This is a genomic window from Variovorax sp. DXTD-1 (genome assembly GCF_003984625.1).
Lineage (GTDB): Bacteria > Pseudomonadota > Gammaproteobacteria > Burkholderiales > Burkholderiaceae_C > Variovorax.
Window position 1 is genome coordinate 166,313 of the sequence record NZ_RWKH01000009.1, and the last position, 26,343, is coordinate 192,655.

At 66.0% G+C, this 26,343-nt stretch carries 25 protein-coding genes; 17 read left to right on the forward strand and 8 right to left on the reverse strand.

The window, feature by feature from the left end:
• Positions 1–38: 38 nt before the first annotated feature.
• The 13 genes from EJI00_RS10990 to mnhG all read left to right on the forward strand — a co-directional run bounded on the left by EJI00_RS10990 (position 39) and on the right by mnhG (position 11,679).
• On the forward strand, positions 39–380 hold the full coding sequence (locus EJI00_RS10990; RefSeq protein WP_126747528.1) for a lipopolysaccharide assembly LapA domain-containing protein: 342 nt from the start codon (positions 39–41) through the stop codon (positions 378–380).
• Positions 370–1,548 carry a lipopolysaccharide assembly protein LapB gene (gene lapB, locus EJI00_RS10995; protein ID WP_126747500.1) on the forward strand — a complete coding sequence of 393 codons (1,179 nt, stop codon included), beginning with the start codon at positions 370–372 and terminating at the stop codon, positions 1,546–1,548. Before EJI00_RS10990 ends, lapB begins: the two co-directional genes overlap by 11 nt.
• Positions 1,549–1,695: 147 nt before the next feature.
• Entirely contained in the window at positions 1,696–2,061 is a 366-nt protein-coding gene (locus EJI00_RS11000) for a ComEA family DNA-binding protein (protein WP_126747501.1), read from the forward strand.
• 213 nt (positions 2,062–2,274) lie between these two features.
• Positions 2,275–3,243 carry a TRAP transporter substrate-binding protein gene (locus EJI00_RS11005; protein WP_126747502.1) on the forward strand — a complete coding sequence of 323 codons (969 nt, stop codon included), beginning with the start codon at positions 2,275–2,277 and terminating at the stop codon, positions 3,241–3,243.
• Between the two features lie 21 nt (positions 3,244–3,264).
• Entirely contained in the window at positions 3,265–3,774 is a 510-nt protein-coding gene (locus tag EJI00_RS11010; RefSeq protein ID WP_126747503.1) for a TRAP transporter small permease, read from the forward strand.
• Positions 3,767–5,068: a TRAP transporter large permease gene (locus EJI00_RS11015; protein WP_126747504.1), complete on the forward strand. Its 1,302-nt coding sequence runs from the start codon at positions 3,767–3,769 to the stop codon at positions 5,066–5,068. Before EJI00_RS11010 ends, EJI00_RS11015 begins: the two co-directional genes overlap by 8 nt.
• A gap of 31 nt (positions 5,069–5,099) precedes the next feature.
• A complete protein-coding gene (crcB, locus tag EJI00_RS11020; protein WP_126747505.1) occupies positions 5,100–5,477 on the forward strand; it encodes a fluoride efflux transporter CrcB in 378 nt (125 codons plus the stop codon).
• Positions 5,478–5,558: 81 nt separating this feature from the next.
• The gene (locus EJI00_RS11025; protein ID WP_126747506.1) at positions 5,559–8,501 is read left to right on the forward strand and encodes a monovalent cation/H+ antiporter subunit A; all 2,943 of its coding nucleotides are present in this window, start codon (positions 5,559–5,561) and stop codon (positions 8,499–8,501) included.
• Entirely contained in the window at positions 8,501–8,854 is a 354-nt protein-coding gene (locus EJI00_RS11030) for a Na+/H+ antiporter subunit C (protein ID WP_126747507.1), read from the forward strand. Before EJI00_RS11025 ends, EJI00_RS11030 begins: the two co-directional genes overlap by 1 nt.
• Positions 8,854–10,554 (forward strand): monovalent cation/H+ antiporter subunit D, encoded by a 1,701-nt coding sequence (locus EJI00_RS11035; RefSeq protein WP_126747508.1) that lies wholly within the window; start codon positions 8,854–8,856, stop codon positions 10,552–10,554. The genes EJI00_RS11030 and EJI00_RS11035 overlap by 1 nt, the downstream gene beginning before the upstream one ends.
• Positions 10,551–11,042 carry a Na+/H+ antiporter subunit E gene (locus tag EJI00_RS11040; protein ID WP_126747509.1) on the forward strand — a complete coding sequence of 164 codons (492 nt, stop codon included), beginning with the start codon at positions 10,551–10,553 and terminating at the stop codon, positions 11,040–11,042. The genes EJI00_RS11035 and EJI00_RS11040 overlap by 4 nt, the downstream gene beginning before the upstream one ends.
• Positions 11,039–11,317: a K+/H+ antiporter subunit F gene (locus EJI00_RS11045; RefSeq protein WP_126747510.1), complete on the forward strand. Its 279-nt coding sequence runs from the start codon at positions 11,039–11,041 to the stop codon at positions 11,315–11,317. Before EJI00_RS11040 ends, EJI00_RS11045 begins: the two co-directional genes overlap by 4 nt.
• Positions 11,314–11,679: a monovalent cation/H(+) antiporter subunit G gene (mnhG, locus tag EJI00_RS11050; RefSeq protein WP_126747511.1), complete on the forward strand. Its 366-nt coding sequence runs from the start codon at positions 11,314–11,316 to the stop codon at positions 11,677–11,679. The genes EJI00_RS11045 and mnhG overlap by 4 nt, the downstream gene beginning before the upstream one ends.
• 29 nt (positions 11,680–11,708) lie before the next feature.
• Here mnhG and EJI00_RS11055 read toward each other — a convergent pair whose 3' ends face one another.
• Genes EJI00_RS11055 through EJI00_RS11085 form a run of 7 tightly spaced genes read right to left on the reverse strand, consistent with a single transcriptional unit; the run spans position 11,709 to position 19,380 of the window.
• On the reverse strand, positions 11,709–12,731 hold the full coding sequence (locus tag EJI00_RS11055) for an XdhC family protein (protein WP_126747512.1): 1,023 nt from the start codon (positions 12,729–12,731) through the stop codon (positions 11,709–11,711).
• Positions 12,732–12,745: 14 nt separating this feature from the next.
• Complete coding sequence (locus EJI00_RS11060; RefSeq protein WP_126747513.1) at positions 12,746–13,375, reverse strand: CoxG family protein; 630 nt, start codon at positions 13,373–13,375, stop codon at positions 12,746–12,748.
• 31 nt (positions 13,376–13,406) lie between these two features.
• A complete protein-coding gene (locus EJI00_RS11065; RefSeq protein WP_126747514.1) occupies positions 13,407–14,621 on the reverse strand; it encodes a vWA domain-containing protein in 1,215 nt (404 codons plus the stop codon).
• Positions 14,622–14,646: 25 nt separating this feature from the next.
• Positions 14,647–15,549, reverse strand: a complete 903-nt coding sequence (locus EJI00_RS11070) for an AAA family ATPase (RefSeq protein ID WP_126747515.1) — start codon at positions 15,547–15,549, stop codon at positions 14,647–14,649.
• A 58-nt stretch (positions 15,550–15,607) separates the two neighbouring features.
• Positions 15,608–16,399: an FAD binding domain-containing protein gene (locus tag EJI00_RS11075; RefSeq protein ID WP_126747516.1), complete on the reverse strand. Its 792-nt coding sequence runs from the start codon at positions 16,397–16,399 to the stop codon at positions 15,608–15,610.
• Positions 16,400–16,418: 19 nt separating this feature from the next.
• The gene (locus tag EJI00_RS11080; RefSeq protein WP_126747517.1) at positions 16,419–18,869 is read right to left on the reverse strand and encodes a xanthine dehydrogenase family protein molybdopterin-binding subunit; all 2,451 of its coding nucleotides are present in this window, start codon (positions 18,867–18,869) and stop codon (positions 16,419–16,421) included.
• Positions 18,870–18,882: 13 nt separating this feature from the next.
• Complete coding sequence (locus tag EJI00_RS11085; protein WP_126747518.1) at positions 18,883–19,380, reverse strand: (2Fe-2S)-binding protein; 498 nt, start codon at positions 19,378–19,380, stop codon at positions 18,883–18,885.
• Between the two features lie 183 nt (positions 19,381–19,563).
• Here EJI00_RS11085 and EJI00_RS11090 point away from each other — a divergent pair, with 183 nt between their 5' ends.
• Complete coding sequence (locus EJI00_RS11090; RefSeq protein ID WP_126747519.1) at positions 19,564–20,700, forward strand: helix-turn-helix domain-containing protein; 1,137 nt, start codon at positions 19,564–19,566, stop codon at positions 20,698–20,700.
• A 10-nt stretch (positions 20,701–20,710) separates the two neighbouring features.
• Here the strand turns inward: EJI00_RS11090 and EJI00_RS11095 are convergent, their stop codons facing one another.
• Positions 20,711–21,088: a nuclear transport factor 2 family protein gene (locus tag EJI00_RS11095; protein ID WP_126747520.1), complete on the reverse strand. Its 378-nt coding sequence runs from the start codon at positions 21,086–21,088 to the stop codon at positions 20,711–20,713.
• Between EJI00_RS11095 and EJI00_RS25075 the strand changes: the two genes are divergently transcribed.
• The 3 genes from EJI00_RS25075 (at position 21,087) to EJI00_RS11105 (ending at position 26,342) form a co-directional block, all read left to right on the forward strand.
• A complete protein-coding gene (locus EJI00_RS25075) occupies positions 21,087–21,230 on the forward strand; it encodes a hypothetical protein (protein ID WP_185868115.1) in 144 nt (47 codons plus the stop codon). The genes EJI00_RS11095 and EJI00_RS25075 overlap by 2 nt on opposite strands.
• 185 nt (positions 21,231–21,415) lie before the next feature.
• Positions 21,416–25,897 carry an RHS repeat-associated core domain-containing protein gene (locus EJI00_RS11100; RefSeq protein ID WP_126747521.1) on the forward strand — a complete coding sequence of 1,494 codons (4,482 nt, stop codon included), beginning with the start codon at positions 21,416–21,418 and terminating at the stop codon, positions 25,895–25,897.
• 4 nt (positions 25,898–25,901) lie between these two features.
• Complete coding sequence (locus EJI00_RS11105) at positions 25,902–26,342, forward strand: hypothetical protein (protein WP_126747522.1); 441 nt, start codon at positions 25,902–25,904, stop codon at positions 26,340–26,342.
• The last annotated feature ends 1 nt before the right edge of the window (position 26,343 follow it).

The window sequence follows — 26,343 nt, forward strand, 5'->3', positions numbered from 1 at the left end:
GATGCAAACGTAGAATGCTCCCGGCAACGGGAATGGCTATGAAATACCTCCTGTGGCTGCTCAAGGCAGCCATTTTTTTTACGCTTTTCGCCTTCGCGCTGAACAACCAGCACGACGCGACCGTCTATTTCTTCTTCGGCACCCACTGGCGCGCGCCGCTGGTGCTTGTCGTGCTTGCAGCCTTCGCCGGCGGACTCGTGGTGGGTGCGCTCGGCATGCTGCCCGGATGGTGGAAGCACCGTGCCGCCGCGGCGGCGCAACAGCCTTCCGCGCCCCAGCAAACCCCGGCCACGACCGGATCGGCGGCAGCGCCTGCTGCTGCGCCGGCCCCGTCCATCTCCGCCACCGACCTTCCCGCCGTACGTCAACATGGACTTTGATCCCAGCTGGCTGCTGATCAGCCTGCCCGTCGCTTTTGTGCTGGGCTGGCTCGCATCGCGCTTCGACATCCGGCAGCTCAAGCTCGAAAACAGGCAAGCCCCGAAGGCCTATTTCCGCGGCCTCAACTTCCTGCTCAACGAGCAGCAGGACCAGGCCATCGATGCCTTCATCGAAGCCGTGCAGAACGACCCCGACACGCAGGAACTGCACTTCGCGCTCGGCAACCTGTTCCGCCGACGTGGCGAATATCAGCGCGCAGTGCGCGTTCACGAACATCTGCTGGGCCGCGGCGACCTGAGCCGCGGCGACCGGGAGCGCGCGCAGCACGCATTGGCGCAAGATTTCCTGCGTGCCGGCCTGCTCGATCGCGCCGAAGCCGCGCTGCAAAAGCTCGAGGGCACGCGCTACGAGAACGAAGCCCGGCTCTCGCTGCTGGCCATCTACGAACGTTCGCGCGAATGGACCCAGGCCGCCGACGTGGCGCAGAAACTCGATGAGTCCGACCAGGCGAGCTACAGCACGCGCCGGGCTCATCATCTGTGCGAACAGGCCGCCGAACAGGTGGCGGCCGGCGATCTGGCCACTGCGGGCCGGCTGCTCGCAGAGGCGGTGGCGCTGGCTCCGCAGGCGCCGCGCCCGGCCATCGATTCCGCCACGCTGCAGTTGCGCAACGGCGAAGCCGCCGCGGCCTTCGACACCCTCGTTGCCCTGGGCGACACCGCCCCGCTCGCGCTACCCTTGTATGCCCCCGCGCTGCAGCAGGCCGCGGTTTCCGCGCACCGCGAAGGTGAAGCGCTCGCGCTGCTGCAACGGCGCTATGCCGATTCACCGTCGATCGACGTGCTCGAGGCGCTGATGGCACTCGGCGGCTCGCCGACCACGGCCATTCCGGCGGCCGATGGTCAGCCGCTCGCGCCGCGCGACGGCTATATCGCGCATCTGGCCCAACAGCCCTCGCTGGTTGCCGCTTCGCGCTGGCTCGCCGGTGAGCGCTTCGAGCATGAGCAGTTTCATCCGCAAGTGCAGCGCGCGCTCGACCAGGCCACCCGTCCGCTGATGCGCTATCGCTGCGCCGCATGCGGCTTCGAGGCGCACCAGTACTTCTGGCACTGTCCGGGTTGCCAGGCTTGGGACAGCTACCCGCCGCGCCGCGTCGAAGAACTCTGAGCAACATTCCGAACATGTTTCGGAACAATGGTGACCGGCGGCCCCGCGGGGCGCAAAGCCGTCAACGCCCCTTTCCCTGAACCCGTTGAACGCGAGCCGACGCCTGTGTCGGCACGCAGTCAAATCAACAATTCAGGGAGTTCAATCATGTTCAAGAAAATCCTGGCCGCCATGGCCATGCTGTTTGCGGTTGCCTCGTTCGCCGCTGTCGACGTCAACAAGGGCACGGCAGCCGATCTCGACGGCATCAAGGGCGTCGGCCCTGCAATGTCCAAGCGCATCCTCGACGCCCGCAAGGAAGGCGAGTTCAAGGACTGGCCCGACTTCATGCAGCGCATCAAGGGCGTGAAGGAAAAGAAGGCCGAGAAGCTGTCGGCCGAAGGTCTCACGGTCAACGGCCAGGCCTTCGGTGGTCAAGCCAGCGCACCGGCCGCAGCCAAGGCTGACAAGACCGCCAAGCCCGTGAAGGCAGCCGCTGCCCCCGCAGTCGATGCGAAGCCCGCCAAGCCCTGATCGAAATCTCAGGGCCTGTTTGCCAGTTCCGCGCTCGCGGCACCCTGGCAACGCAACGAGCAAAGCCGCCGCCAGGGCGGCTTTTTTATGTGCGCTGCAACAGGAGATGCGGCCATCGCGCGAGCCCTCGTGGCAGGGAAATGCCTCAGCGGTGGCCCGGAATTTGCACGTATGCTCGCTTTCGTTTTCACTTTCATACGTTCCGGAGCGCTCATGAATCACAAGTTCGGCATTGCCCTCGCTGGCCTCACCCTCGGCGCCGCAGCCTTCGCGCAAACCAAGTGGGACCTGCCCACCGCCTACCCGGCGAGCAACTTTCACACCGAGAACAACGTCCAGTTCGCCAGCGATGTCGACAAGGGCAGCGGCGGCAAGCTCAAGATCACCGTGCACGCCAACGCCTCGCTGTTCAAGGCGCCGGAAATCAAGCGCGCGGTGCAAGGCGGCCAGGCACAGCTCGGCGAAATCCTGCTGGTCAATTACCAGAACGAATGGCAGATGTTCGGCGCCGACGGCATCCCGTTCCTGGCCGACAGCTACGACGCCGCGTGGAAGCTGTATCAGGCGCAAAAGCCTGTGCTCGAAAAGAAGCTGGCCGAACAAGGCATCGTGCTGCTCTACGCCGTGGCCTGGCCGCCGCAGGGCATCTTCGTGAAGAAGGAAATCGCTTCCGCCGCCGACCTCAAGGGCGTGAAGTGGCGCGCCTACAGCCCCGCCACCGCACGCATCGGCGAGCTGGTCGGTGCACAGCCGGTCACGGTGCAGCAAGCCGAACTGTCGCAAGCCATGGCGACGGGCGTGATCGAGTCGTACATGTCGTCCGGCTCCACCGGCTATGACACCAAGACCTATGAGTACATCAAGAACTTCTACGACACGCAGGCCTGGCTGCCCAAGAACGCGATGCTCATGAACAAGAAGGCCTTCGACGCGCTCGACAAGCCTACGCAGGATGCCGTGCTGAAGGCCGCCGCCGATGCTGAAAAGCGCGGCTGGGATATTTCGAAGAAGAAGAACGTCGAGTACCTCGACCTGCTCAAGAAGAACGGCATGACGGTGCATGTGCCTTCCGCCGCGCTCAAGTCCGACATGAAGAAGGTCGGCGACACCATGCTCAAGGAGTGGATCGAAAAGGCCGGTTCCGACGGCCAGGCGGTGGTCGACGCCTACAAGAAGATGTGACGCAGCACCGAACAGCTTCCGATGCGCAAGACGCTTGATTTTCTCTACAACAGCGCCGCCGCCCTGGCGGCGCTTTTCATGGTCGGCCTGCTGGTGATGGTGCTGCTCTCCGTGATCGGACGGCAGCTTCACTTCAACCTGCCGGGCATCGACGCCTATGCGGGCTACCTGATGGCCGGCGCCGGTTTTCTTGCACTCGCGCACACGCTCAAGCGCGGCGAGCATATTCGCGTCACCCTGGTACTGCAGAACCTGCCACCGGCGGCGCAGCGCTGGCTCGAACGCTGGGCCATGGGCGCAGGCGCCCTGCTCGCGTTGCTGTTCGCGTGGTACAGCGTGCGGCTGGTGTATCAGTCCCATGACTTTCACGACATCTCCACCGGCAACGACGCCACCCCGCTGTGGCTGCCGCAGCTCTCGATGGCGGTCGGTGCGCTGGTGTTCGCCATTGCAGCCTTCGACGAGTTCGTGATCGAGTGGCGCGGAAGGCCGGCCAAGCCGGTCGAAACGGAGGCCCTGCGCCATGAGTGACATTGCCGTTGCAGGCCTGCTGATTGCCGCGCTCTTCCTGATTCTTGGCAGCGGCGTATGGATCGGCCTCACGCTCTCCGGCGTGGCATGGATCGCCATGCAGGTTTTCTCGTCGCGGCCCGCGGGCGATGCCATGGCCGTGACCATCTGGGGTTCGGCCTCGAGCTGGACGCTCACCGCGCTGCCCCTGTTCATATGGATGGGCGAGATCCTGTTCCGCACGCGGCTCTCGCAGGACATGTTCAAGGGTCTCGCACCGTGGATGCAAAGCCTGCCGGGCCGGCTGCTGCACACCAACGTGGTGGGCTGCGCCGTGTTCGCAGCGGTGTCGGGCTCGAGCGCGGCCACCTGCGCCACCATCGGCAAGATGAGCCTGCCCGAGCTCAAGCGGCGCGGCTACCCGGACGACATGGTCATCGGCACACTGGCCGGCGCCGGCACGCTGGGCCTCTTGATTCCGCCTTCGATCATCATGATCGTCTACGGCGTGAGCGCCGACGTCTCCATTGCGCGGCTGTTCATCGCGGGCGTGATCCCGGGCATCATGCTCGCGCTGCTGTTCTCGGGGTACATCGTGTTCTGGGCGCTGCGTCACCCCGACCGCATTCCCCCGGCCGATGCCAAGCTGCCCTTTGTCGAGAAGTTGCGGGCCTCGCTGTCTCTGATTCCGGTTGCGCTGCTGATCCTGTCGGTGCTTGGCTCCATCTATGCAGGCATTGCCACTGCCACCGAAGCGGCGGCGGTGGGTGTCGTGGGCGCCATGATCATCTCGGCCGCGCAGGGCTCGCTCAGTTGGCACAGCTTCAAGGAAGCGCTGCTCGGCGCCACGCGGCTCTACTGCATGATGGCGCTGATTCTCGCGGGCGCAGCCTTCCTCACGCTCGCCATGGGCTACATCGGCCTGCCGCGCCACCTGGCCGAGTGGATCGGTTCGCTCGGGCTCTCGAAGTTCCAGCTGATCGTGATGCTGGCGGCGTTCTACGTGGTGCTGGGCTGTTTCCTCGACGGTATCTCGATGGTGGTGCTCACCATGGGCGTCATCATGCCGACGGTTACCGCTGCCGGCATCGACCCGATCTGGTTCGGCATCTTCATCGTGCTGGTGGTCGAAATGGCGCAGATCACGCCGCCCGTGGGCTTCAACCTCTTCGTGCTGCAGGGCATGACGGGGAAGGACCTGCTCTACATCGCGCGCGTCACGCTGCCCATGTTCTTCCTGATGGCGGCGGCCGTGCTCATCATCTACTTCGTGCCGCAACTCGTCACCTGGCTGCCGCAGCAGATGGCGCCATAAGCAGCGCCTCGCGTGCCCCGACAATAGGCCCATGCTGCTTCCGATTCTTGCCATCTGCATTGGCGCCTCAGCCGGCGCGTTGGGACGCTGGGGCCTCGCGCTCTGGTTTGGCGCCGGCGGGCTCATGCCCTGGGGCACGCTGGCCGCCAACCTGATCGGCGGCTATCTCATCGGGGTGGCCATCGCTTCGTTCCAGTTGATGCCCAACCTCGATCCGGTCTGGCGGCTCGCGCTGGTTACCGGCTTTCTCGGCGGGCTCACGACGTTCTCGAGCTTCTCGGCGGAAGTGGTCACCATGCTCCTCGAAGGCCGGCTCGGCGTGGCCCTGCTCACGGCGACGGCTCACCTGGGCGGTTCGCTGTTCCTCACCTGGCTCGGCATACGCAGCGTGCAGGCCCTGGCCGCCTGATCGCCACACCCTCCCAAAGCGGCGGGGCTCTCCGGTTTTTAGAAGACTCTTCGAAGGGGCCGGTCGATAGAATCGACCGCAATGCCCCTGGTCTTTCTCGTCGCACTCCCCTTTATTGCCAGCGTGCTGGCCGCGTTGATGCCATCGAACGCGCGCAATCGGGAGTCGACGCTGGCAGGGCTCGTCGCGCTGGGCTGCGCGGTGCAGGCTGCATGGCTCTTTCCGCAGATCGCGCATGGCAACGTGCTGCGCCAGGAAATCGCGTGGCTGCCGGAGCTCGGCCTCAACCTCGTGTTCCGCATGGACGGCTTTGCGTGGCTGTTCTGCATGCTGGTGCTCGGCATCGGCGCGCTGGTGGTGCTCTATGCGCGCTACTACATGTCGGCCTCCGACCCGGTGCCGCGCTTCTTTTCGTTCTTTCTCGCGTTCATGGGCGCGATGATGGGCGTGGTGCTTTCGGGCAACCTGATCCAGATGGTGCTGTTCTGGGAACTCACCAGCCTGTTCTCGTTCCTGCTGATCGGCTACTGGCATCACCGTCGCGATGCGCGGCGCGGCGCGCGCATGGCGCTCACCGTCACCGGCGCCGGCGGCCTCTGCCTGCTCGCCGGCGTGCTGGTGCTGGGCCGCATCGCGGGCAGCTACGAGCTCGACGTGGTGCTCGCTTCCGGCAACGCAATTCGTGCGCATGCGCTCTACCCCGCCGCACTGGTGCTGATACTGCTGGGCGCCTTTACCAAGAGCGCGCAGTTCCCGTTCCATTTCTGGCTGCCGCGCGCCATGGCCGCACCCACGCCGGTCTCGGCTTACCTGCATTCGGCCACCATGGTGAAGCTCGGCGTGTTCCTGATGGCGCGGCTGTGGCCCGTGCTGTCGGGTACCGAGCTGTGGTTCTGGCTGGTGGGCGGCGCGGGCGCCATCACGCTGCTGCTCGGCGGCTTCATCGCGATGTTCCAGCGCGACCTGAAGGCGCTGCTGGCGTACTCGACCATCTCGCACCTCGGGCTCATCACGCTGCTGCTCGGGCTCAACAGCCCGCTCGCGGCGGTGGCGGCCGTGTTCCATGTCATGAACCATGCGACTTTCAAGGCATCGCTCTTCATGGCCGCCGGCATCATCGACCACGAGAGCGGCACGCGAGACATCCGCAAGCTCAGCGGCCTGATGCGGTTGATGCCGATCACGGGCACGCTGGCCGTCATCGCGAGCGCCTCGATGGCCGGCGTACCGCTGCTCAACGGCTTTCTCTCGAAGGAAATGTTCTTCGCCGAGACGGTGTTCATCCAGGCCACGCCGTGGATCAAGGTGAGCCTTCCGATCATCGCGACCGTCGCGGGCATCTTCAGCGTGGCCTATTCGGCACGCTTCGTGTTCGACGTTTTCTTCGGCCCGCCCTGCGGGCCGGACGTACCGAGAAAGCCGCACGAGCCGCCGCACTGGATGCGCGTGCCGGTCGAGCTGCTGGTGCTGGTGTGCCTCGTGGTCGGTGTCGCGCCGGCCTGGTCCATCGGCCCGTTGCTCGCGGCTGCCGCCACGCCGGTGGTCGGCGGCTTGCTGCCCGAATACAGCCTGGCCGTATGGCATGGCTTCAACCTGCCGCTGGCGATGAGCTTCGTGGCGCTGGCCGGCGGCATGGCGCTGTACCTGTCGCAGCGCCGCCGCCGCGCGCGCGGCGAGCTCGAGCACACGCCGCTGCTGCACCGCTTCGACGGCCAGGCCATCTTCGAGCACCTGCTCGCTCAGCTCAGCGAAGCCGGCCGGCGCAGCCGCCGCGTGCTGGGCACCCGGCGCATGCAGTCGCAGTTGCTGCTGCTGATCGCGGTAGCGGCCGCGGGCGCCGCGGTTTCACTCTGGGCCGCACCCGTGACACGCGGCAACCGCGAGCTGCTGCCCTTCTCGACGATGTTCGCAATGACCTGGCTCATCGGCGGTGTCTGCGCGCTGGCGGCCGCATGGCAGGCCAAGTTCCACCGGCTCGCCGCGCTGATGCTGGCGGCGGGCGCGGGGCTGGTCTGCTCGGTCACCTACATCTGGTTCTCGGCACCCGACCTTGCGCTGACGCAGCTCGTGGTCGAGGCCGTGACCACAGTGCTGATTCTGCTGGGCCTGCGCTGGCTGCCGATGCGCAGCAAGGACGCCGTCCAGCCCGCGCGCGCGAGGCTGCGCCCCTGGGGCCGGCGCGGCCGCGACCTGCTGGTGGCGGCTGCCGCCGGCAGCGGCATGTCGGCGCTGGCGTGGGTGATGATGACGCGGCCGTTTCCGCAGAGCATCTCGCCCTTCTTCCTCGAGCGGGCGCTCACCGAGGGCGGCGGCACCAACGTGGTCAACGTCATGCTGGTCGACTTCCGCGCTTTCGACACCTTCGGCGAAATCACGGTGCTCGGCGTGGTGGCGCTCACGGTCTATGCCTTGCTGCGCCGCTTTCGTCCGGCGCGCGAGTCGATGGCCCTGCCGGCGCAGCAACGCTTGCAGGCCGATGACGGCAGCAGCGATCTGCTGAACCCCCGCCTCGCCAAGGACACCGCCGTGGGCTACCTGATGGTGCCGGCCGTGCTGGTGCGGCTGCTGCTGCCGCTCGCGGTGCTGGTGTCGGTCTACTTCTTCATGCGCGGCCACAACGCACCCGGGGGCGGCTTCGTCGCGGGGCTGGTCATGTCGGTGGCGCTGCTGCTGCAATTCATCGTCTCGGGCACCGAATGGGTGGAAGAGCATCTGCGCATCTATCCGCGCCGCTGGATCGCCGTCGGCCTGCTGCTTGCGCTGGCCACCGGCAGCGGCGCGGTGGTGTTCGGCTATCCGTTCATGACCACGCACACCGCCCACCTGCATCTTCCGGTCCTGGGCGAGCTGCACGTGCCGAGCGCCCTCTTCTTCGACATCGGCGTGTTCGCGCTGGTGCTCGGCGCCACCATGCTGATCCTCACCGCGCTGGCCCACCAGTCCATCCGCAGCCACCGCTGGGCCGACGAGCAGGCCGAAAAGGAGGCACTGGCCCAGGCCGAGGCCGTGGAGGGAGCGCACTGATGGAAATGGTGCTCGCACTCGCCATCGGCGTACTCACCGGCTCGGGCGTGTACCTGCTGCTGCGCCCCCGCACCTTCCAGGTGATCATGGGCCTCACGCTCATCTCTTACGCCGTCAACCTGTTCATCTTCAGCATGGGGCGGCTCAAGCTCGACAGCGAACCCGTGCTGGTCAAGGGTCTCGCTTCCACGCTGGCCAACACCGCCGACCCGATGCCGCAGGCGCTGGTGTTGACGGCCATCGTGATCGGCTTCGCAATGACGGCGCTGTTCCTCGTGGTGCTGCTGGCCTCGCGCGGCCTGGCCGGCACCGACCATGTGGACGGCGAAGAACGGCAGGAGGCGGCCGAGTGATGGAACCGGTTCACCTGCTCGACCGCTTGCTCGACTTCAGCATGCCGCACCTCGTGGCGGTGCCGATCCTCGTGCCTTTGCTCACCGCGGCATTGATGCTGCTGCTCGGCGAAAACCGGCGCCGCGCCAAGTCGGCCCTGAGCGTGGTCTCGGGGCTGGTGGGCCTGCTGGCCGCGCTGGCGCTGCTGCGCTGGGTGAACGCGCCCGATACCGGCGACGGCCCGGGCTCTATCGGCGTCTATCTGCCTGGCAACTGGCAAGCGCCCTTCGGCATCGTGCTGGTGGCCGACCGCCTGTCGACCATGATGGTGGCGCTCACCGGCGTCGTCGCCTTCGCGGCCTCGATCTATTCCACCTCGCGCTGGGACCGGGCCGGCGTGCATTTTCATCCGCTGCTGCAGCTGCAGCTCATGGGCCTGAACGGCGCCTTTCTCACGGGCGACCTGTTCAACCTGTTCGTCTTCTTCGAGGTGATGCTCGCGGCCTCTTACGGCCTGCTGCTGCACGGTTCGGGCCGGCTGCGCGTGCAGGCGGGGCTGCATTACATCGCCATCAACCTGGCCGCCTCGTCTCTCTTTCTGATCGGCGCGGCCCTGCTCTACGGCGTAACGGGCACGCTCAACATGGCCGACCTGAGCGTGCGCATCGCCGAACTCGCACCGGCCGACCGCGGCCTGGTGCATGCGGCGGCGGCCATCCTCGCGACCGCGTTCTTTGCCAAGGCCGGCGTATGGCCGCTCAACTTCTGGCTGGTGCCGGCCTACAGCGCGGCGGTGTCGCCCGTGGGGGCCGTCTTCGCGCTGTTGACCAAGCTCGGCATCTACACGCTGCTGCGGCTGTGGACGCTGCTCTTTGCGCCGGACGCCGGCGCCTCGGCCGCGTTCGGCCAGTCTGCGCTCATCGCCATCGGGCTTGCCACGCTGTTCGCGGGCGCCATGGGCATCGTCGGCACGCAGCGGCTCTCCAATCTCGCGGGCTTCAGCGTGCTGGTGTCGGCCGGCACGCTGCTCACCGCAATCGGGCTCGGGGAGCCTGCCGTATGGGCCGGCGCTCTTTACTACCTGCTGAGCTCCACGCTCGCGGTCAGCGCCTTCTTCCTCTTGATCGACATGATCGAACGCTGGCGCAACGCCGGCATGAGCGTCGCGCCGCACGAAGCGGCTGGCAACGCGCCCTTCCTGGCGGAAGACCTGCGCGTGCTCGACGACGTGAACCTCGACGACGAGGCACAAGCGCTCTACGGCCGCGCAATTCCCGCCGGCGTGGCATTTCTCGGCCTGAGCTTCATCGGCTGCACCTTGCTGCTCGCGGGCCTGCCGCCGCTCTCGGGTTTCGTGGGCAAGTTCGCCATGCTGTCCGGCGCCTTCGTGACCAGCGGCACCTCCACGCCGGCCTGGATCTTTCTGGCGCTGCTGCTCGCGTCGGGTTTTCTGGCGCTGATTGCGCTGAGCCGCACCGGCATCCGCCATTTCTGGACCCAGCCGCACCCCACCATGCCCGCGCTGCCCGCACTCGAGGTGCTGCCGGTGGCCGGCCTGCTCGCCGCCTGCGTGGCGTTGACGATATGGGCCGGCCCCGTCATGCGCCACGCCCTCATCACCGCCGAAGGGCTGCGCACGCCCACCGCGTACCGCGATGCCGTGCTCAAAGCGCGGCAGGTGCCCAACCCGGCGGCTCCGGCAAAAGGCGCGGCACCATGAAGCGCTGGATTCCTTCGCCACCGCTCTCGATGGCGCTGTTTGTCGTGTGGCTGCTGCTCAACCAGTCGTTGGAGGCCGCCACGCTGGCATCGGCCGTGGTGCTCGCCATTGCGGTGCCGCTGCTGACCAAGGGCCTCCGGCCGGCCGCCGTGCGCATGCGCAAGCCCTGGGTGGCGCTGCGGCTCGCGGGCCGCGCCTCGGCCGACATGCTGCACTCCGCGCTCTTCGTGGCGCGCCGGCTGCTCACACGCCGCACATCGCGCATCGCATCGAAGTTCGTGAACGTGCCGCTCGAACTGCGTGACCCGAACGGGCTCGCGGTGCTGGCCATGATCATGTGCCTCACGCCCGGCACCGCCTGGGGCGAAATTTCGTTCGACAGCAGCGTGCTGCTGGTCCACGTGTTCGATGTCGACGACGAAGCCGCCTTCGTTGCCATGATCAAGCAGCGCTACGAGCATCCTTTGATGGAGATCTTCGAATCATGACGCCTGTACTTTTCTGGGCCTTGAGGCTGGCACTCCTGCTGCTGGCCGTGGCCATGCTCTGCGCGCTGGCCCGCCTGCTGGTCGGCCCGACCGCACAAGACCGCGTGATGGCGCTGGACTGCCTCTACATCAACGGCATGCTGATGATGCTGGTGCTCGGCATCGTCTATGCGAGCAACGTGTACTTCGAAGCGGCCATGCTCACGGCGCTGTTCGGCTTCGTCGGATCGACGGCGATGGCCAAGTTCCTCTTGCGCGGGGAGGTCATCGAATGAGTGATTTCATTGTCGGGCCGCTGCCCTTGTGGGCGGAAATTGTCACGGCGGTATTTGCCGTTCTGGGCGCAGCTTTCGCCGCCATCGGCTCCTTCGGTCTCGTGCGCCTGCCCACTTTTTTCCGCCGCATTCATGCGCCGACGCTCGGCGCCACGGTGGGCGTGTGGTGCATGACCATTGCCACCATCGTGTATTTCTCGGTGCAGGGCTACAGCCTGTTCCTGCATGCCACGCTGATCGTTCTCTTCATTGCGCTCACGGCCCCCATCACCACCATCTTCCTGATGCGCGCCGCGCTCTTTCGCGAGCGGCAAAAGGGCGGCAATGTGCCGCCCGCGGCAAAGTCGGGCCCACCGGATTGAACTGAACAGGGCAGGAACCGGCCGGCGGTTCAACTCATCGCGAGCTGCTGCATGCCCTTGGCGCGCGCCACTTCCATTTCGCGCGGCAGCGTCACGCCGTTCTTCACCGCAAGAATCTCCGCCATCACGCTCACGGCAATCTCCGGCGGCGTCTTGCTGCCGATGTAGATGCCGATGGGGCCGCGCAGCCGCGCGAGCGATTCCGCCGTCTGGTCGAAGTGCTCGATCATGCGGTCGCGCCGGGCGTCCGCATTGCGGCGCGAACCGATGGCGCCCACGTAGAAGGCCTCGCTCTGCAGCGCTTCGAGCAGCGCGAGGTCGTCGAGCTTGGGGTCGTGCGTGAGCGCGACCACGCAGCTGCGCCGGTCGGGCTTGAAGGCCAGCACGGCGTCGTCGGGCATCTCCGTGGTGATCTCCACACCGGGCAGCGACCACGCGGTGCGGTACTCCGCGCGCGGGTCGCACAGCGTCACGGCAAAGCCGCTGAACTTGGCCATGGTTGCGAGGTATTCGGCCAGCTGACCCGCGCCGATCAGCAGCATGCGGTACTCGGGGCCGAAGGTGTTGGTGAGCTCGGTGTCGTTCACCTTGAGTTCGTCGGGTGCCGTGGCCTCGTTCAGCCGCACGGCACCGGTCGCGAGCGTGACTGTGCGCTGCATGAGCCTGCCCTGCTCGAGCTTAGCCACCAGCGTGTCGAGCAAAGCCGCATCGGGGTCGTATTCGAGCAGCAGCTCCAGCGTGCCGCCGCAGGGCAGCCCGAAGCGGTGCGCCTCGTCGGCCGTGATGCCGTACTTCACGAGCACGGGCGGCGCGCCCACGGGCACCTGTTCGCCGTTGCCGTGCGCATGGCTATAGCGGGCGATCAGATCGTCCTCGATGCAGCCCCCGGAGACCGAGCCCACCACCGCACCGTCTTCCGCCAGCGCCATGATCGAGCCGACCGGTCGCGGCGACGAGCCCCAGGTGCGCACCACCGTCGTCAGCAACGCGCGCTTGCCAGCCTGCCGCCAGTCGCGCAGCGTGCGCAGCACCATGACGTCGAGATTTTCCATAACGTGGCCAGTCCTCAGCTTTCGTTGCCCGGCACGGCGGACGCGTCCTTGTCGTCCTTCTTGCCGAGGCCGATCTTCTTCATGAGGCCGGACATGACGCCCGCCTTTTCCGCGGGAGCCTCGGCCGCTTCTTCGGCGGCAGCCGGCGGCGGTCCGTAGCGGCTTTGCATTTCGGCCTCGAAGCGCTTGAAGAAGTCGTCGGCGGTCGACTTGGCGGCGCCGTCGATCAGGCGTTGCCCGAGTTGGGCGATCTTGCCGCCGACCTGGGCCTGCACGGTGTAGTCGAGTTCGCAGCCGGCCGGGGACGGTGCTGCAACGGCTTCGGCATCGGTATTGGCGGCGCCATCCAGCGGCCTCAGCGTCACGCTGGACGACCCCTTGGCAAACCCCGCAACGCCGCCCTGCCCCTCGAAGGTGAGCTTGTAGCCGTCGGGTGCAACGATGTCGGACAGCATCACCTTGCCGCTGAACTTGGCCGACACCGGCCCGATCTTGAGGGCGAGCGCCACGCTGTACTGGTTGTCGCCCGTGAGCTCGAACTTGTCGCAGCCGGGAATGCACTTCTTGAGCGTCTCGGGATCGTTCAGCGCTTCCCAGGCCTGTTGTTGCGTGACGCCGAGACGGCGGTTGCCGAGCATTTCCATGGTGGGGTTCCTTTATCTTTTCCGTGAGGCCCTACCGGCCGGACCGCATCAAGGCGGCGAGGCTGGCGGCCAGCTGTTCGAGAGCACTGAGATTGTGGACCGCCAGCATCGCGTCTGCATGCCGGTGCAGCACGCCGGCCCCACGCGCCAAAGGGGCGTAGCCCTCGAAGCGCAGCAGCGGGTTGAGCCACAGCAGGCGGCGCGAATGGCGCTTGAGCCAGAGCAGTTCGTTTTCCAGCAGCGCGGGCTCCCCGGTGTCCAGCCCGTCGCTGATCACCAGCACCAGCGTGCGGCGGCCCGTCAGGCGGCGCGCATGCGCGCGGCGAAGCTCGGAGAGCGAACTGCCGAGCCGCGTGCCGCCCGCAAAATCGTCGATGGCAAGGCTGGCCGCACCCAGCATGGCGTCGGTGTCGGCCAGCCGGAACGCGGGCGTCAGGTCGGTCAACCGGGTGCCGAAGGCGAACACATCGCGCCGCCCGGCCTGCCGGGTGGCCGCATGCAGAAACGCGAGCAGCAGGCGCGCATAGCGTTCCATCGAGCCCGACACGTCGACCAGCACCAGCAGCGGCAACGGTTGCTCGCGGCGGCTCAGCTTCGGCAGGCGCAGTATTTCGCCACCCGTGCGCGCGGCCTCGTGCAGCACGCCGGGCCAGTGCATGCGCGCATGCTGCGGGCCCGCATCGCTCGCCACGCGCAGACGGCGAGACGGCAACGAGGGAATCGGCAAGCTCACATCGCGTGCGAGGCGTTCGACCAGCCGGTATTCGGAAGCACCGAGCGCGTTGAAGTCCGCATGCTGCAGGCGCTGGCGGTCGCTCGATGTCATGGCGGCATCGAACTCGGCCTCCTTGTCGGGCTTGGCGGCCACGGCCGGCTTGGCCGGATCGCGCGGCGCGGTGAGTGCCTCGCGCACGCGCGGGCGGCGCTTCGAAGGCTCGGCCTTGCCCTCGGCGCTCGGCAGCATCTGCGCGAGCAGCTTGTTGGCCAGTTCGGGATCGCGGAACCACGCGTCGAACAGTTCGCGGAACACCATGCGGTCCTGCTCGCGGCTCACCATGACGGCTTCCATGGCGGCGCTCAGATCGAGCCGGCTTTCCACGCCCACGAGCGTGGCCGCTTCGGCGGCGAGCGCGATGCGCATGGCATCGGTGCGCACGCCGGCGCGGCGCAAGGCGCGGCCAAAGGCCGTGATGTTGCCGGCCAGCTTGCCGCTGCGTACGTCGCCGAGTTGCTGGATGCCGGTCATGGGCGGCCGCTACCTTCGGCCACGCTCAGGGCGCAACCGGCTCCTCGGGCTTCAGCAGATCGGACGCCAGCTCGCGCGTCAGCGCCGCCACATCGTCGCGCTGCTTGAAAAGAATGCCCGCGGTGTCGACCACCACTTCGGGGTCGAGCTCGACGGTATCGAGCGCAATCAGCGCCCTCGCCCACTCGACGCTCTCGGCGATGCCGGGCGCGCGCTGGAACGCGTTGACGAACGGTGCATCGCGCAGTCTCGCGACAAAGGCGGCCACCTGCGCCGAGAGCTTCTCGCCGGCCTCGGGCACCTGGGCCCGCACGATGGCCAGCTCGCGTTCGCGCTCGGGGTAGTCAAGCCAGTGATAGAGGCAACGCCGCTTGACCGCATCGTTGAGCTCGCGCGTGCGGTTGCTGGTAAGGATGGTGACGGGCGGCACCACGGCGCGCACGGTGCCGAGTTCGGGAATGCTGACCTGGTACTCGCCGAGGTATTCGAGCAGGAAGGCCTCGAAGGGTTCGTCCGCGCGGTCGACCTCGTCTATCAGCAACACGGCGCCGGGCGCGGGGGTCTGCAGCGCCTGCAACAGGGGGCGGCGGATCAGGTAGTGCGGCTGGTAGACCTCGGCCTCCACGTCGCGTGCAGCGCCTGTGGCTTCAGCCGCGCGCATGTGCAGCAGTTGTGCGGCGTAGTTCCATTCATAGAGGGCTTCGCGCTGCTCCAGCCCGTCGTAGCACTGGAGGCGCAGCAGTTCGCGGTTCAGCGCCTTCGACAGCGCCTTGGCCAGCTCGGTCTTGCCCACACCGGGCTCGCCCTCGAGCAGCAGCGGACGCTGCAGCTTGAGCGCGAGGAACACGGCCGTGGCCAGGCGCCGGTCGGCGAAGTAGCCGGCCTGCATCAAACCGTCGGAAAGGGAATCGATGGTCGGGAAGATCATGACAAAGCGTAGCGGAAGACGCGGGGATATCGCGCCTCCCGGTTCGCGCCTGGCTTCTTCAGCCCAGCGCCCTGGTCACTGCGCGCTGTGTCAGCACGCTGATCAGGTTGGCGCGGTAGGCGGCCGAGGCGTGCAGGTCGCTGTTGAGGTCGCTCGCATCGATCTTCACCGCTGCGGCGGCTGCCGCGGTGAAGCTCTTGTTGAGCGCATCTTCCAGCCCCGAGTGGCGGAACACGCCGTTGCCCGCGCCGGTGATAGCCACCCGAACGCCGCTGTCGTACTGCGCAAGGAACACGCCGACGAGCGGAAAGTTCGATGCTTTCTGGCGCAGCTTTTCGTACACGGCGCGCTTCGGAATCGGAAAGCGAATCGCGGTGATCAGCTCGTCTTCTTCCAGCGCTGTGGTGAACATGCCGAGGAAGAAATCATCGGCCGCAATCTCGCGCTTCGAGGTGATGACCGTTGCGCCGGAGCCGAGCACCGCGCTGGGATAACACGCAGCCGGGTCGTTGTTGGCCACAGAGCCGCCGATGGTGCCCATCGCGCGCACCTGCCGGTCGCCGATGCGCCCGGCCAGGTCGGCCAGCGCGGGAAAGGCGGCTTTCACGTCGGCGTTGTTCGCCACGTCGAGGTGGCGCGACATCGCACCGATGGTGATGGTGCTGCCGTCTTTCCTGATGCCGGTGAGTTCCTGGATGCCGCCCAGGTCCACGAGCTGTTCGGGGGCCGAGAGCCTGAGCTTCATGGAAGCGAGCAGTGTCTGCCCGCCGGCCAGCGGCTTGGCGCCCGCGGCAACGAGCTTGGCCGCATCGGCCACGGTGGCCGGCCGTTCGAGTGTGAAGGCGTACATGGTGTGGTTCCTTCTATGTTCAGGGGGCCGGACGGCCTTGGGTGCTTGCGGAGAGCGAGGGCTCCTGCGGGAGTGCATCTTGCGCGGCGCTTCCGCTGCCTTTTTGCATTGCTTCCCATACACGGCTGGCCGACGCAGGCATGTCGAAGTCCTTCACGCCGAGCGGCGCCAGCGCGTCGAGCAAGGCGTTGATCACGGCCGGCGGCGAACCGATGGCCCCGGCCTCGCCGCAGCCCTTGGTGCCCAGCGGGTTGTGCGTGCACGGCGTGCACACGGTGTCGAGCTTGAACTGCGGAAAGTCGGCGGCCCGGGGCATGGCGTAGTCCATGAAGCTGCCGGTGAGCAACTGGCCGGTCTCGTTGTCGTACACGCAGTTTTCGAGCAGCGCCTGGCCGATGCCCTGCACCAGCCCGCCGTGCACCTGGCCTTCGACGATCATCGGATTGATGATGGTGCCGAAATCGTCCACCGCGGTGAAGCGGTCGACGCGCACCTCGCCGGTCTGCTTGTCCACCTCGACCTCGCAGATGTAGGTGCCGCCCGGGAAGGTGAAGTTCGTCGGGTCGTAGAAGGCGGTTTCGTTCAGGCCGGGCTCGAGCTTGTCGAGCGGGTAGTTGTGCGGCACGTAGGCCGTGAGCGCCACCTGGCCGAACGGAATCTTCTTGTCGGTGCCCTTGACCGTGAACTCGCCGTTGGCAAACTCGATGTCGGCGTCGCTGGCCTCCATCAGGTGCGCGGCAATCTTCTTGGCCTTGGTCTCAATCTTGTCGAGCGCCTTCATGATGGCCGCCCCGCCCACCGAGATCGAGCGCGAACCATAAGTGCCCATGCCGAAAGGCACGCGGCCCGTGTCGCCATGGACCACATCAACGTTGTCGACGGGGATGCCCAGGCGTGCCGCCACCACTTGCGCAAAGGTGGTCTCGTGCCCCTGGCCATGGCTGTGCGAGCCGGTGAACACCGTCACGCTGCCGGTCGGGTGCACGCGGATTTCGCCGCATTCGAAAAGACCGGCCCGCGCGCCCAGCGCCCCCGCGATGTTCGAGGGTGCGATGCCGCAGGCCTCGATGTAGCTCGAGTAGCCGATGCCGCGCAGCTTGCCCTTGGCCTCGGTGGCCGACTTGCGCTGCGCATAGCCCTCGACGTCGGCGAGCACGCGGGCCTTGTCCATGCAGGCATGGAAGTCACCGGTGTCGTACTGCAGTGCCACGGGCGTCTGGTACGGAAAGGTGGTGATGAAGTTGCGCTTGCGAATCTCGTCCTGGCCCAGGTTCATTTCCCAGGCGCAGCGCGACACCAGGCGCTCCAGCAGGTAGGTGGCTTCGGGCCGCCCCGCGCCGCGGTAGGCATCGACCGGCGCGGTGTTGGTGAACCACGCATCGACCTCGACATAGATCTGCGGCGTGGTGTACTGGCCCGCGAGCAGCGTGGCGTAGAGGATGGTGGGCACTGCGGTCGAGAAGGTCGACAGGTAGGCGCCCAGGTTGGCGTCGGTGTGCACCCGCATCGCGAGGAACTTGCCATCCTTGTCCAACGCCATTTCGGCGTGGCTCACATGGTCGCGGCCGTGCGCATCGGACAGGAAGCACTCCGAGCGTTCGGCCGTCCACTTGATGTTGCGGTTGAGCTGCTTGGCCGCCCAGGTCAGGCACACGTCTTCGGCATACAGGAAGATCTTGGAGCCGAAGCCGCCGCCCACGTCGGGCGCGATCACGCGCACCTTGTGCTCGGGCAGGCCGAGCACAAAGGCCGTCATCAGCAGGCGTTCGACGTGCGGGTTCTGGTTGGACACATACAGCGTGTAGTCGTCGGTGCCGCGGCTGTAGCTGCCGATGGCCACGCGCGGCTCGATCGGGTTGGGCACCAGGCGGTTGTTGACCAGGTCGAGCTTGGTCACGTGCGCGGCATTGGCAAACACCGCATCCACCGCGGCCTTGTCGCCCAGCGCCCACTTGTAGCACTGGTTGTCGGGCGCTTCGTCGTGCAGGGTCGCGCCGCTGGCCTTCTTCGCCGCGTCGGACACGCTCACGACCGCGGGCAGCACGTCGTACTCGACCACCACGGCCTCGGCCGCGTTCTTGGCCTGCTCGACCGTCTCGGCCACCACCATGGCCACATGGTCGCCCACATAGCGCACCTTGTTGATCGCGAGGATCGGGTGCATCGGCTCCTTCATGGGGGTGCCGTCGGGGTTGTTGATGAGCCAGCCGCAGGGCAGCCCGCCCATTTTTCCTTCGATGTCCTTGCCGCTGAAGATGCCGACCACGCCGGGCATCCTGAGCGCCTCGGCGGTGTCAACCGACTTGATGACGGCGTGGGCGTGCGGCGAGCGCACGAAGACCGCATGGCTCTGGTTGGCCAGCGTGATGTCGTCGGTGTAGTTGCCCGCGCCGGTCAGGAAGCGATAGTCTTCCTTGCGTCGCAGCGCTTCGCCGATGTGGGGCAGGTTCGAGAAATCGGAAGCACCCATGATGTTGCTCCCTTTACGCCGTGACGGTGGTCTTGACCGGGGTGCCCGAGGCCATCGCCTCGCCGCCCATCTGAACGGCCTTGACGATGTTCTGGTAGCCCGTGCATCGGCACAGGTTGCCGTCGAGCAGTTCTCGGATTTCGGACTCGCTCGACTTGGGGTGGTGGGTGCACAGGTCGATGGCGCTCATGACCATGCCGGGGGTGCAAAAACCGCATTGCAGGCCATGGCATTCCTTGAAGGCCGCCTGCATGGGGTGCATGGTGCCGTCGGGCTGGGCCACGCCCTCGATGGTGGTGATTTGCGCACCGGCCGCCTGCCCGACCAGGATGTTGCACGACTTCACCGCTCGGCCATTCAGATGGATGGTGCATGCGCCGCACTGGGCGGTGTCGCAACCGACGTGGGTGCCGGTGAGATGAAGATGCTCGCGAATGGCGTGCACCAGAAATGTATTGGGGGGTGCGTCGACCGTGGCCGGTCGGCCGTTGACCGTGAAAGCTACCTGCATTTGGCTGTCTCCGTTGAAGGTGATGGCTGGTTCAGCGAGTGGCATCTTGGATGCCGGCCCCGTGCACTATCCTAGGCAAAACCCTCGCCGCTTGCGCAGCGCGCGCGAAATTCTCAAAATGGAACAACTTGCGGTCTGGCAAGCTTCATAAAAAGACGCCCCCCATCCGAGCGAACCGACCCGATGTCCGCCTCAACCGTTTCGTCCCTTCCCGAGCGCGCCCTCGCCATTGCGCAAGCCCGGCGGGAGCTGATCCACGGCGAGGCCGACCGCTCACGGAGCGCCACCCGCATCGAACCGTGGATCGTCCGCTCGTGGCAGCGCTGCATCGAAGCAGGGGGACAACCGCAGCAGCGCGTGAGCTTCAACCCTGTGGGCCAGTCCGTCATTCGCGATGTGGCCGAGCGCAACCGGGCGCTGGTGGCGGCGGCCCGGCCGGTGATCGAGCGGGTGTCCCGCGCCATTGCCGACACGCGCTATTTCGCGGTCCTGACCGATGCCGACGGCATGGTGGTCGACGTGGGCCCGCTTCCCGACGGCACCGACACCGCCAGTCGCCATGCCCGCAACATCGCGCGCGTGGGCGTCGACCTGTCGGAGCGCGCGGTGGGCACCAGCGCCATCAGCACCGCGCTGGCCGAGCAGGAGTCGGTGTGGCTGCACCGCGGCGAACATTTCTTCGAGGACACCAGCGTTTACAGCTGCGCCGGGGCGCCGCTCTTCGGTCTGCAGGGTGACTGCATCGGCATGCTCGACCTGACGGGCGTGCAGGTGGTGGAACGGCCGGAACTGCGTCACCTGGCCATGCTTTCGGCGCGCAGCATCGAGAACATGCTGGTGCTGAACGAACCCTGCGAACTGCGGCTGCACCTCTCGTGGCCGGGCTGCCCGAGCAGCGAAGCCACCGAAGGCCTGCTGTGCGTCGATGCCAACGGCAACGTCACCGGCGCCAATGCTGCAGCGCGGCAGATGCTGCACCAGCCGCTGGCGCGCAGCCAGCATGCCCTGCATTGCAACGACCTGTTCGCGCTGCCGCTGAACATGCTGTTCGACGCCGCCCGGCGCGGCGACGCCATGCTCGAAGTGCCGCTCTGGTCGGGCCTGCGCGTGCAGGTTCAGCCCCGGCGCGGCGGCAAGGGCTCGCGGGGCGCGGCGCCCGAAGCCCAGCCCCGGCTGCGCGACGTTGAAACCGCCCTGATCCGCAAGGCCGTGACCGACGCCCGCGGCAACGTGGCCGAAGCCGCACGCACCCTCGGCATCAGCCGCGCCACGGTCTACCGCAAGCTGTGGCGCGGGCGCCCCTCCGGCGCCACCGATTGAAGCCGGGCCTTCAGGCTCCCACCGGCACCTTGTCGAGGAACCCGGTCACCGACTGCAGCTTGCCGGCATCGAGCTGGGCGAAGTCGGTGCCCTGGATCAGGTCTTCGGCGCCGCTCGGCCCCAGGGTCCACGAAAAGCGCAGGTTGTCGCCATGCGCCTCGGCCTTGCCGAACAGGTTGAAACGAAAGCCCGGGTAGCGCTGGTGCACGGCGCCGACCAGCGCGCTGATCTGCTCGCGGCCGCTGGCCTGCGCCATCGGGTCGACGTAGTGCGCGTCGGCGGCCCAATGGGCTTCGATCAACTCGGCGCGGCGCGCGGCATCGGTCTCGTTCCAGACGGCGATGTAGCGCTGGGCAATGGCAGTGGCGTCGTGTGCGGCGGTGTTCATGATGACGATTCCTTTCGAAGATCTCGACCCGCAACATCGCGGGGTGAAGGAATGGTCGCGCCGGGTGCTTCCGGCGTCGATGACCTGGGAGGTCATGGTGCGCTCGGTTAACAGAGTAGCCGGCACTCCGCTCGAAAAGTGACGAGCGGCGAGCAATGTCAACTGCCAGGAAACCTAATTTGAGCTGCGGCCGGTAACTGGCTAGGCTCCGGCGTCAAAGCTTGCGCTTGCAGCCTTGGGTGAACGGACCTGAGGCCTGTTTGAAGCGATAAGAAGAAGCCGCGCGCCAAGCGACCGGCGACAAGAAATTTCAGGGGGAATAAAACCATGACGACAGAGATTGTTGACGCCACCGTGCGTCGTGACTTGGGTATCGGCGATTGCCGCAAAAGATTGACCTGCTGGTTAGGCCAAGTGCTGGCCACTTTGGCGGTTCTGATCTTTTGCCTGCCGGGTGCGCGTGCGGACACTCCGGGACAAGTGATCTATTCGCTTCCTCCGCTACCGAATGGGGTAGTGATACCGGAAAACTCCGACCTCGCAACTCTTTGCAATGATTTGATACCCCCGCTCAACAATTACTATCAGTCCATCAACAATGCGGGCTCCGCAACCTTCGGTGGGGTGCAAAACGGCCCGAGTCCTGCTTGTTTGTATAACTATGTCGTCGGTTCAATCTCCGTCATCGTTCCGGTTCCGGTTGGATCTAGAACTTACTGCCCTGCCGGTACTACCGAAACCTTGCCCGGCCAATGCGGCGGCCCTGGCACCGATCCCGCAACCGCAGAACCGGCCGGCGATGCCAATTCAGGTGGTATTCCGGTCGCAGGCCAATGCACACGCAACCCCGTCATTCCCGCCAGCGGCATCAAGACCCGCCACGAAACCGACTGGAGCGACAGCGGCCCCGCCGCGCTGAGCTTTGCGCGCATCTACCGCAGCACCTGGGCGGCCGGCACCGAGCCCGGCTCGGCCCTGGGCACCCATTGGACCCACAGCCACGCCCTGCGCCTGGCGCTCATCGCCAGAACCACCACGACCCCGGCTACAGCCAGCATCGTGAGCCCCGACGGCAGCCTTCGTCGGTTCACCCAAGCCAACGCGGCCGGCCCGTGGACACCCGATACCGGCGGCACAGATACCTTCAACCCCAACGGTACCAACTGGACCTATAAGCGTGCCGACGACAACAGCAGCTTCGCCTTCGATGCCGCCGGCAAGCTGCTGTCGCGCACCGAACGCAATGGTTGGGTCATCAGCTACACCTACAACGGCGCGGGCCAGCTGACTACCGTCACCAACCCCTTCGGCCGCACCCTGACCCTGGCCTACAGCAGCGCCGGCCAGCTCACCAGCGTCAGCGCCCCGGGCGGCAAAGTCTTCGGCTACAGCTACGACGCGGCAGGCCGTCTGTCCACAGTCACCTACTCCGACGGCAAGACCCGCAGCTTCTTCTACGAAAACGCTGCCTTCCCCAAGGCCCTCACCGGCATCACCGACGAAAACGGTGCGCGCTGGGGTAACTTCGGCTATGACAGCCAGGGCCGGGCCACCATGAGTGAACTCGCCGGCGGCGCCGATCGCGTCAATGTCGGCTATCCGGCGGCAAACACATCGACCCTGACCGACGCACTGGGCACCAGCCGCACCTACAGCTACGCCACCACTGCCGGCAAGCTGGCAGTGACATCCGGCTCCTTGCCCTCGGGCGAAGGCGAAGCCGACGCCGCCAGCCGCGTGCAGGATGCCAACGGCCTCATCACCAGTGAGACCGACTTCAAGGGCGTTCAAACCACCACCACCTGGGACACCGCACGCCGCCTGCCGCTCACAGTGGTACGCGCAGCCGGTACCCCCGAAGCCCAGACCACCACCACGCAATGGCACCCCACTTTCGCCTTGCCCGTGCTCGTCACCGAAGCCGGCCGAAGCACCGCCTTCACCTACGACGCCCAGGGCAACAAGCTCAGCGAAGCCGTCACCGACACCCTGGTCAACCCCAGCACCACCAAGACCCGAAGCTGGACCTACAACCCGCAAGGCCTCGTGGCGACCGAGACCGCCCCCAACGGTGGCGTCACCAGCTACACCTATGACACGTCAGGCAACGTGCTCACCATCGTGCGCCCGCTGAGCCACGTCACCTCATACACCTACGACAGCGCCAACCGCGTGCTCAGCCAGACCGCGCCCAATGGCTTGATCACCACCTACGCGTGGGACGCCCGCGACCGCCTGTTGACCCAGACCGTCGGCGGGCAACTGACCACCCAGCTGACCTACAACCCCACCGGCACCCTCGCCACGTTGACGCTGCCCACCGGCCAGGCGTTCAGCTACACCTACGACGCCGCCCATCGCCTGACGGGTTGGCGCAACAAGCAAGGCGAATCCGGTACCTTCACCCTGGATGCCATGGGCAACCGGACGGTCGAACAGATTAAGACCAGCGGCGGCAACATCGCCTGGACCACGGCGAGAAGCGTCAACGCCATCAACCGCGTCAGCACCGCCACCGAGGGCGTGAATCAGGGCGTGAGCTTCGCTTATGACGCCAATGGCGAACGCATCGCGACCGCCAATGGCCTGAACCAGACTACTCAGCTCGGCCTGGATGGCCTGCGCCGCGTCACCATCATCACCGACCCGGCCAATGCCAGCGCCACCCTGGCCTACAACGCGCTGGACGATGTCACCGCAGCAAGGGATTTCAAGGGCGTTACCACCCACTACGGCCGCGATGCCCGGGGCAACGCCACGATCGAGAACAGCGCCGACACGGGCCAGCACGTGGGCGCCTACGACGCCCTGGGCCTGCCCGAGACCATCGTCGATGCACTCGGCCAGTCCACCACCGTAACGCGCGACCTGCTGGGCCGCCCGACCGTGATCACTTTCGCGGACGGCAAGACCACAACACTCACCTATGGCACCGCTGGCGTGAACAAGGGCTACCTTGCCAGCATCGCGGACCGCAGCGCCACCACGCTCTACTTCCGGGACGCCTTCGGCCGCGTCATCTTCAAGAAGCAAACCCTGGCCAGCGGCGCGGTGCAGCGGGTCAACTACAGCTACCTGGCCAACGGGCTGCCCGGCAGCGTCACTTATCCGGGTGGCGCCGTGCTCACGTATGCGTACGACGCGGTCGGGCGCATCATCCAGATGAACTGGGGGGGTCAACCCCTGGTCACCAACATCTTCTGGAACCCGCTGGGTCAGCCGTTCAAGTGGGGGTGGGCCTTTGCCGACAGCGATGCCGCCACGACCTTGTACGCCCTGCGCGCCTACGACACGGCAGGGCGCATGACCGCCACCGAGTTCAGCAGCTACGCCTACGACGCCGCCGGGCGGATCACCAGTCTTACGCAGAACCTTTTCGGGCCTGCGGACACGGTCGCCACCAACAGCACGGTGACCAATGCCAACATCAGTTGGAGCGTGACCAATGACCCCACGGGACGCGTGACTGGCTTCAACGTCATTACCCCGGCCACTGCGACGAATCCGGCGAATACAGCCGGCTTCACTTACGACGCCAATGGCAACCGCAAGACCAGCACGAGAGGGATTGGAACGCAAAGCACGAACAGGACCTACGCGCTGCCCTCGTTCGACAGCAATCAGGCCACGGGCTTCACTCAAACGGTAGGAAGCACGACCACCAGCGTGAACTATGCCTTCAACGCGAACCGTGACCTGACGAGCGACGGACTCAACGGCTTCAGCTACGACGCCGAAGGGCGCTTTTCCAGCGCCACCGTGGGCCGCACCGACAGCAGCCCGACCACGCGGTATGCGCACAACGCGCTGGGTCAGCGTGTCTTCAAGACCGAGCCGGTGTATCCGGCGCAGGGCACGACGGGCAGCGCGCTGGAGGCGTTCTTCGCCAAGGGCTGGACGCCATCAACGGTGGATGCGGAGAAGCTGGGCTACGCCTTCGTCTACGATGAGGACGGCACGCTCCTGGCCGAGACGGGCATGGGCGGGGCCAGCAGCGGGGGCAATACGCAGTACGTGTACCTGCCCACGGCCAGCGGGCCGATGCCGGTGGCGGCGGTGATCAACGGGGTGGTGTACGCGGTGCAGAGCGATCACCTGAATACGCCACGGCGCATCACCAGCGGCAGCGGGCAAGTGATGTGGCAGTGGGCTTACTCGGCGTTTGGGGAGGACGCACCTACGACGGCCGCAAAGAGATTCACCAGTGCGAACACGGTGCCGACAAGCGGAACCACCACCGCAACCCCGGTGACCTTCAATCTGCGGTATCCGGGGCAATATGCCGATGCAGAGAGCGGGCTGTTCTACAACTACTACAGAAGCTACAACCCGACCACGGGGCGCTACACGCAGCCAGATCCCATTGGGCTCGAGGGCGGATGGAATCGCTTTGGCTATGTGGAAGGTGATCCGCTTAACTACATCGACCCTGATGGGTTAGTCAGGATCGGTAGGAAACCGATAGAACTTGAGCCGCTTGACGGTGGGGGCGGAAGCGGAGTTGGAGGTGGCGCACGAAGTGGACCAAGTTGCCCACCCGTTACATCGCGAATCAAGCCATCGCTTTCAGCCCATAAAGACGCGCTGAGGAAAGTTCAGAACGAAACTGGCGCTTTGCCCAAAGGGGAACCCGGAAAATTCGGCTCACCTCAAGCTGGCGACTCCAAGAAGGGTTACCGTCTCGACCCACCCCACGATGGAGTCGCAAAAGGAGATGCGGAATCAAAGCATCACTTCAACTGGTGGGACTACTCCGCGGGTAAACGAGGAAATGGTGGCAGGAGCGGTGCCATCCCAATCGAGGACTAAACAGGTGGACAAACTAAAGATCGAGAACTATGCCAAGACGTCGCCGGGGATACCTTTTCCGGCCTTCGAATCGCTCAGTGAAGAACTGGCCACAAGGCTCAGGGATCAGATCACCGAAAAATTCAGACTGAGAGCAGGTGGTGATCCACTGGCGATGGTCAGAGAACTCGAGTCGCGAGGCCTCGCTTGCCACGGAGTCAACGCGAGGGACAAAGAGTTCAAAATTAGCAAAACTCTCGTGGCGGCGGGCATTGCACCGAGCGATCATGTCTATGTGAATTGGTATCGTTTGGATGACATCGATAGGTTGAGTTTGCACGACCTCGATGAGCGACTTGAAGACATCTGGTATCCAGATTCTGAAGATCTCGACGTGTTCGATGACTCGCTTACATGGATGCTGTCCATTGCTCATCACGGTGGTGTGAAACTCATTCGGCCCTAGA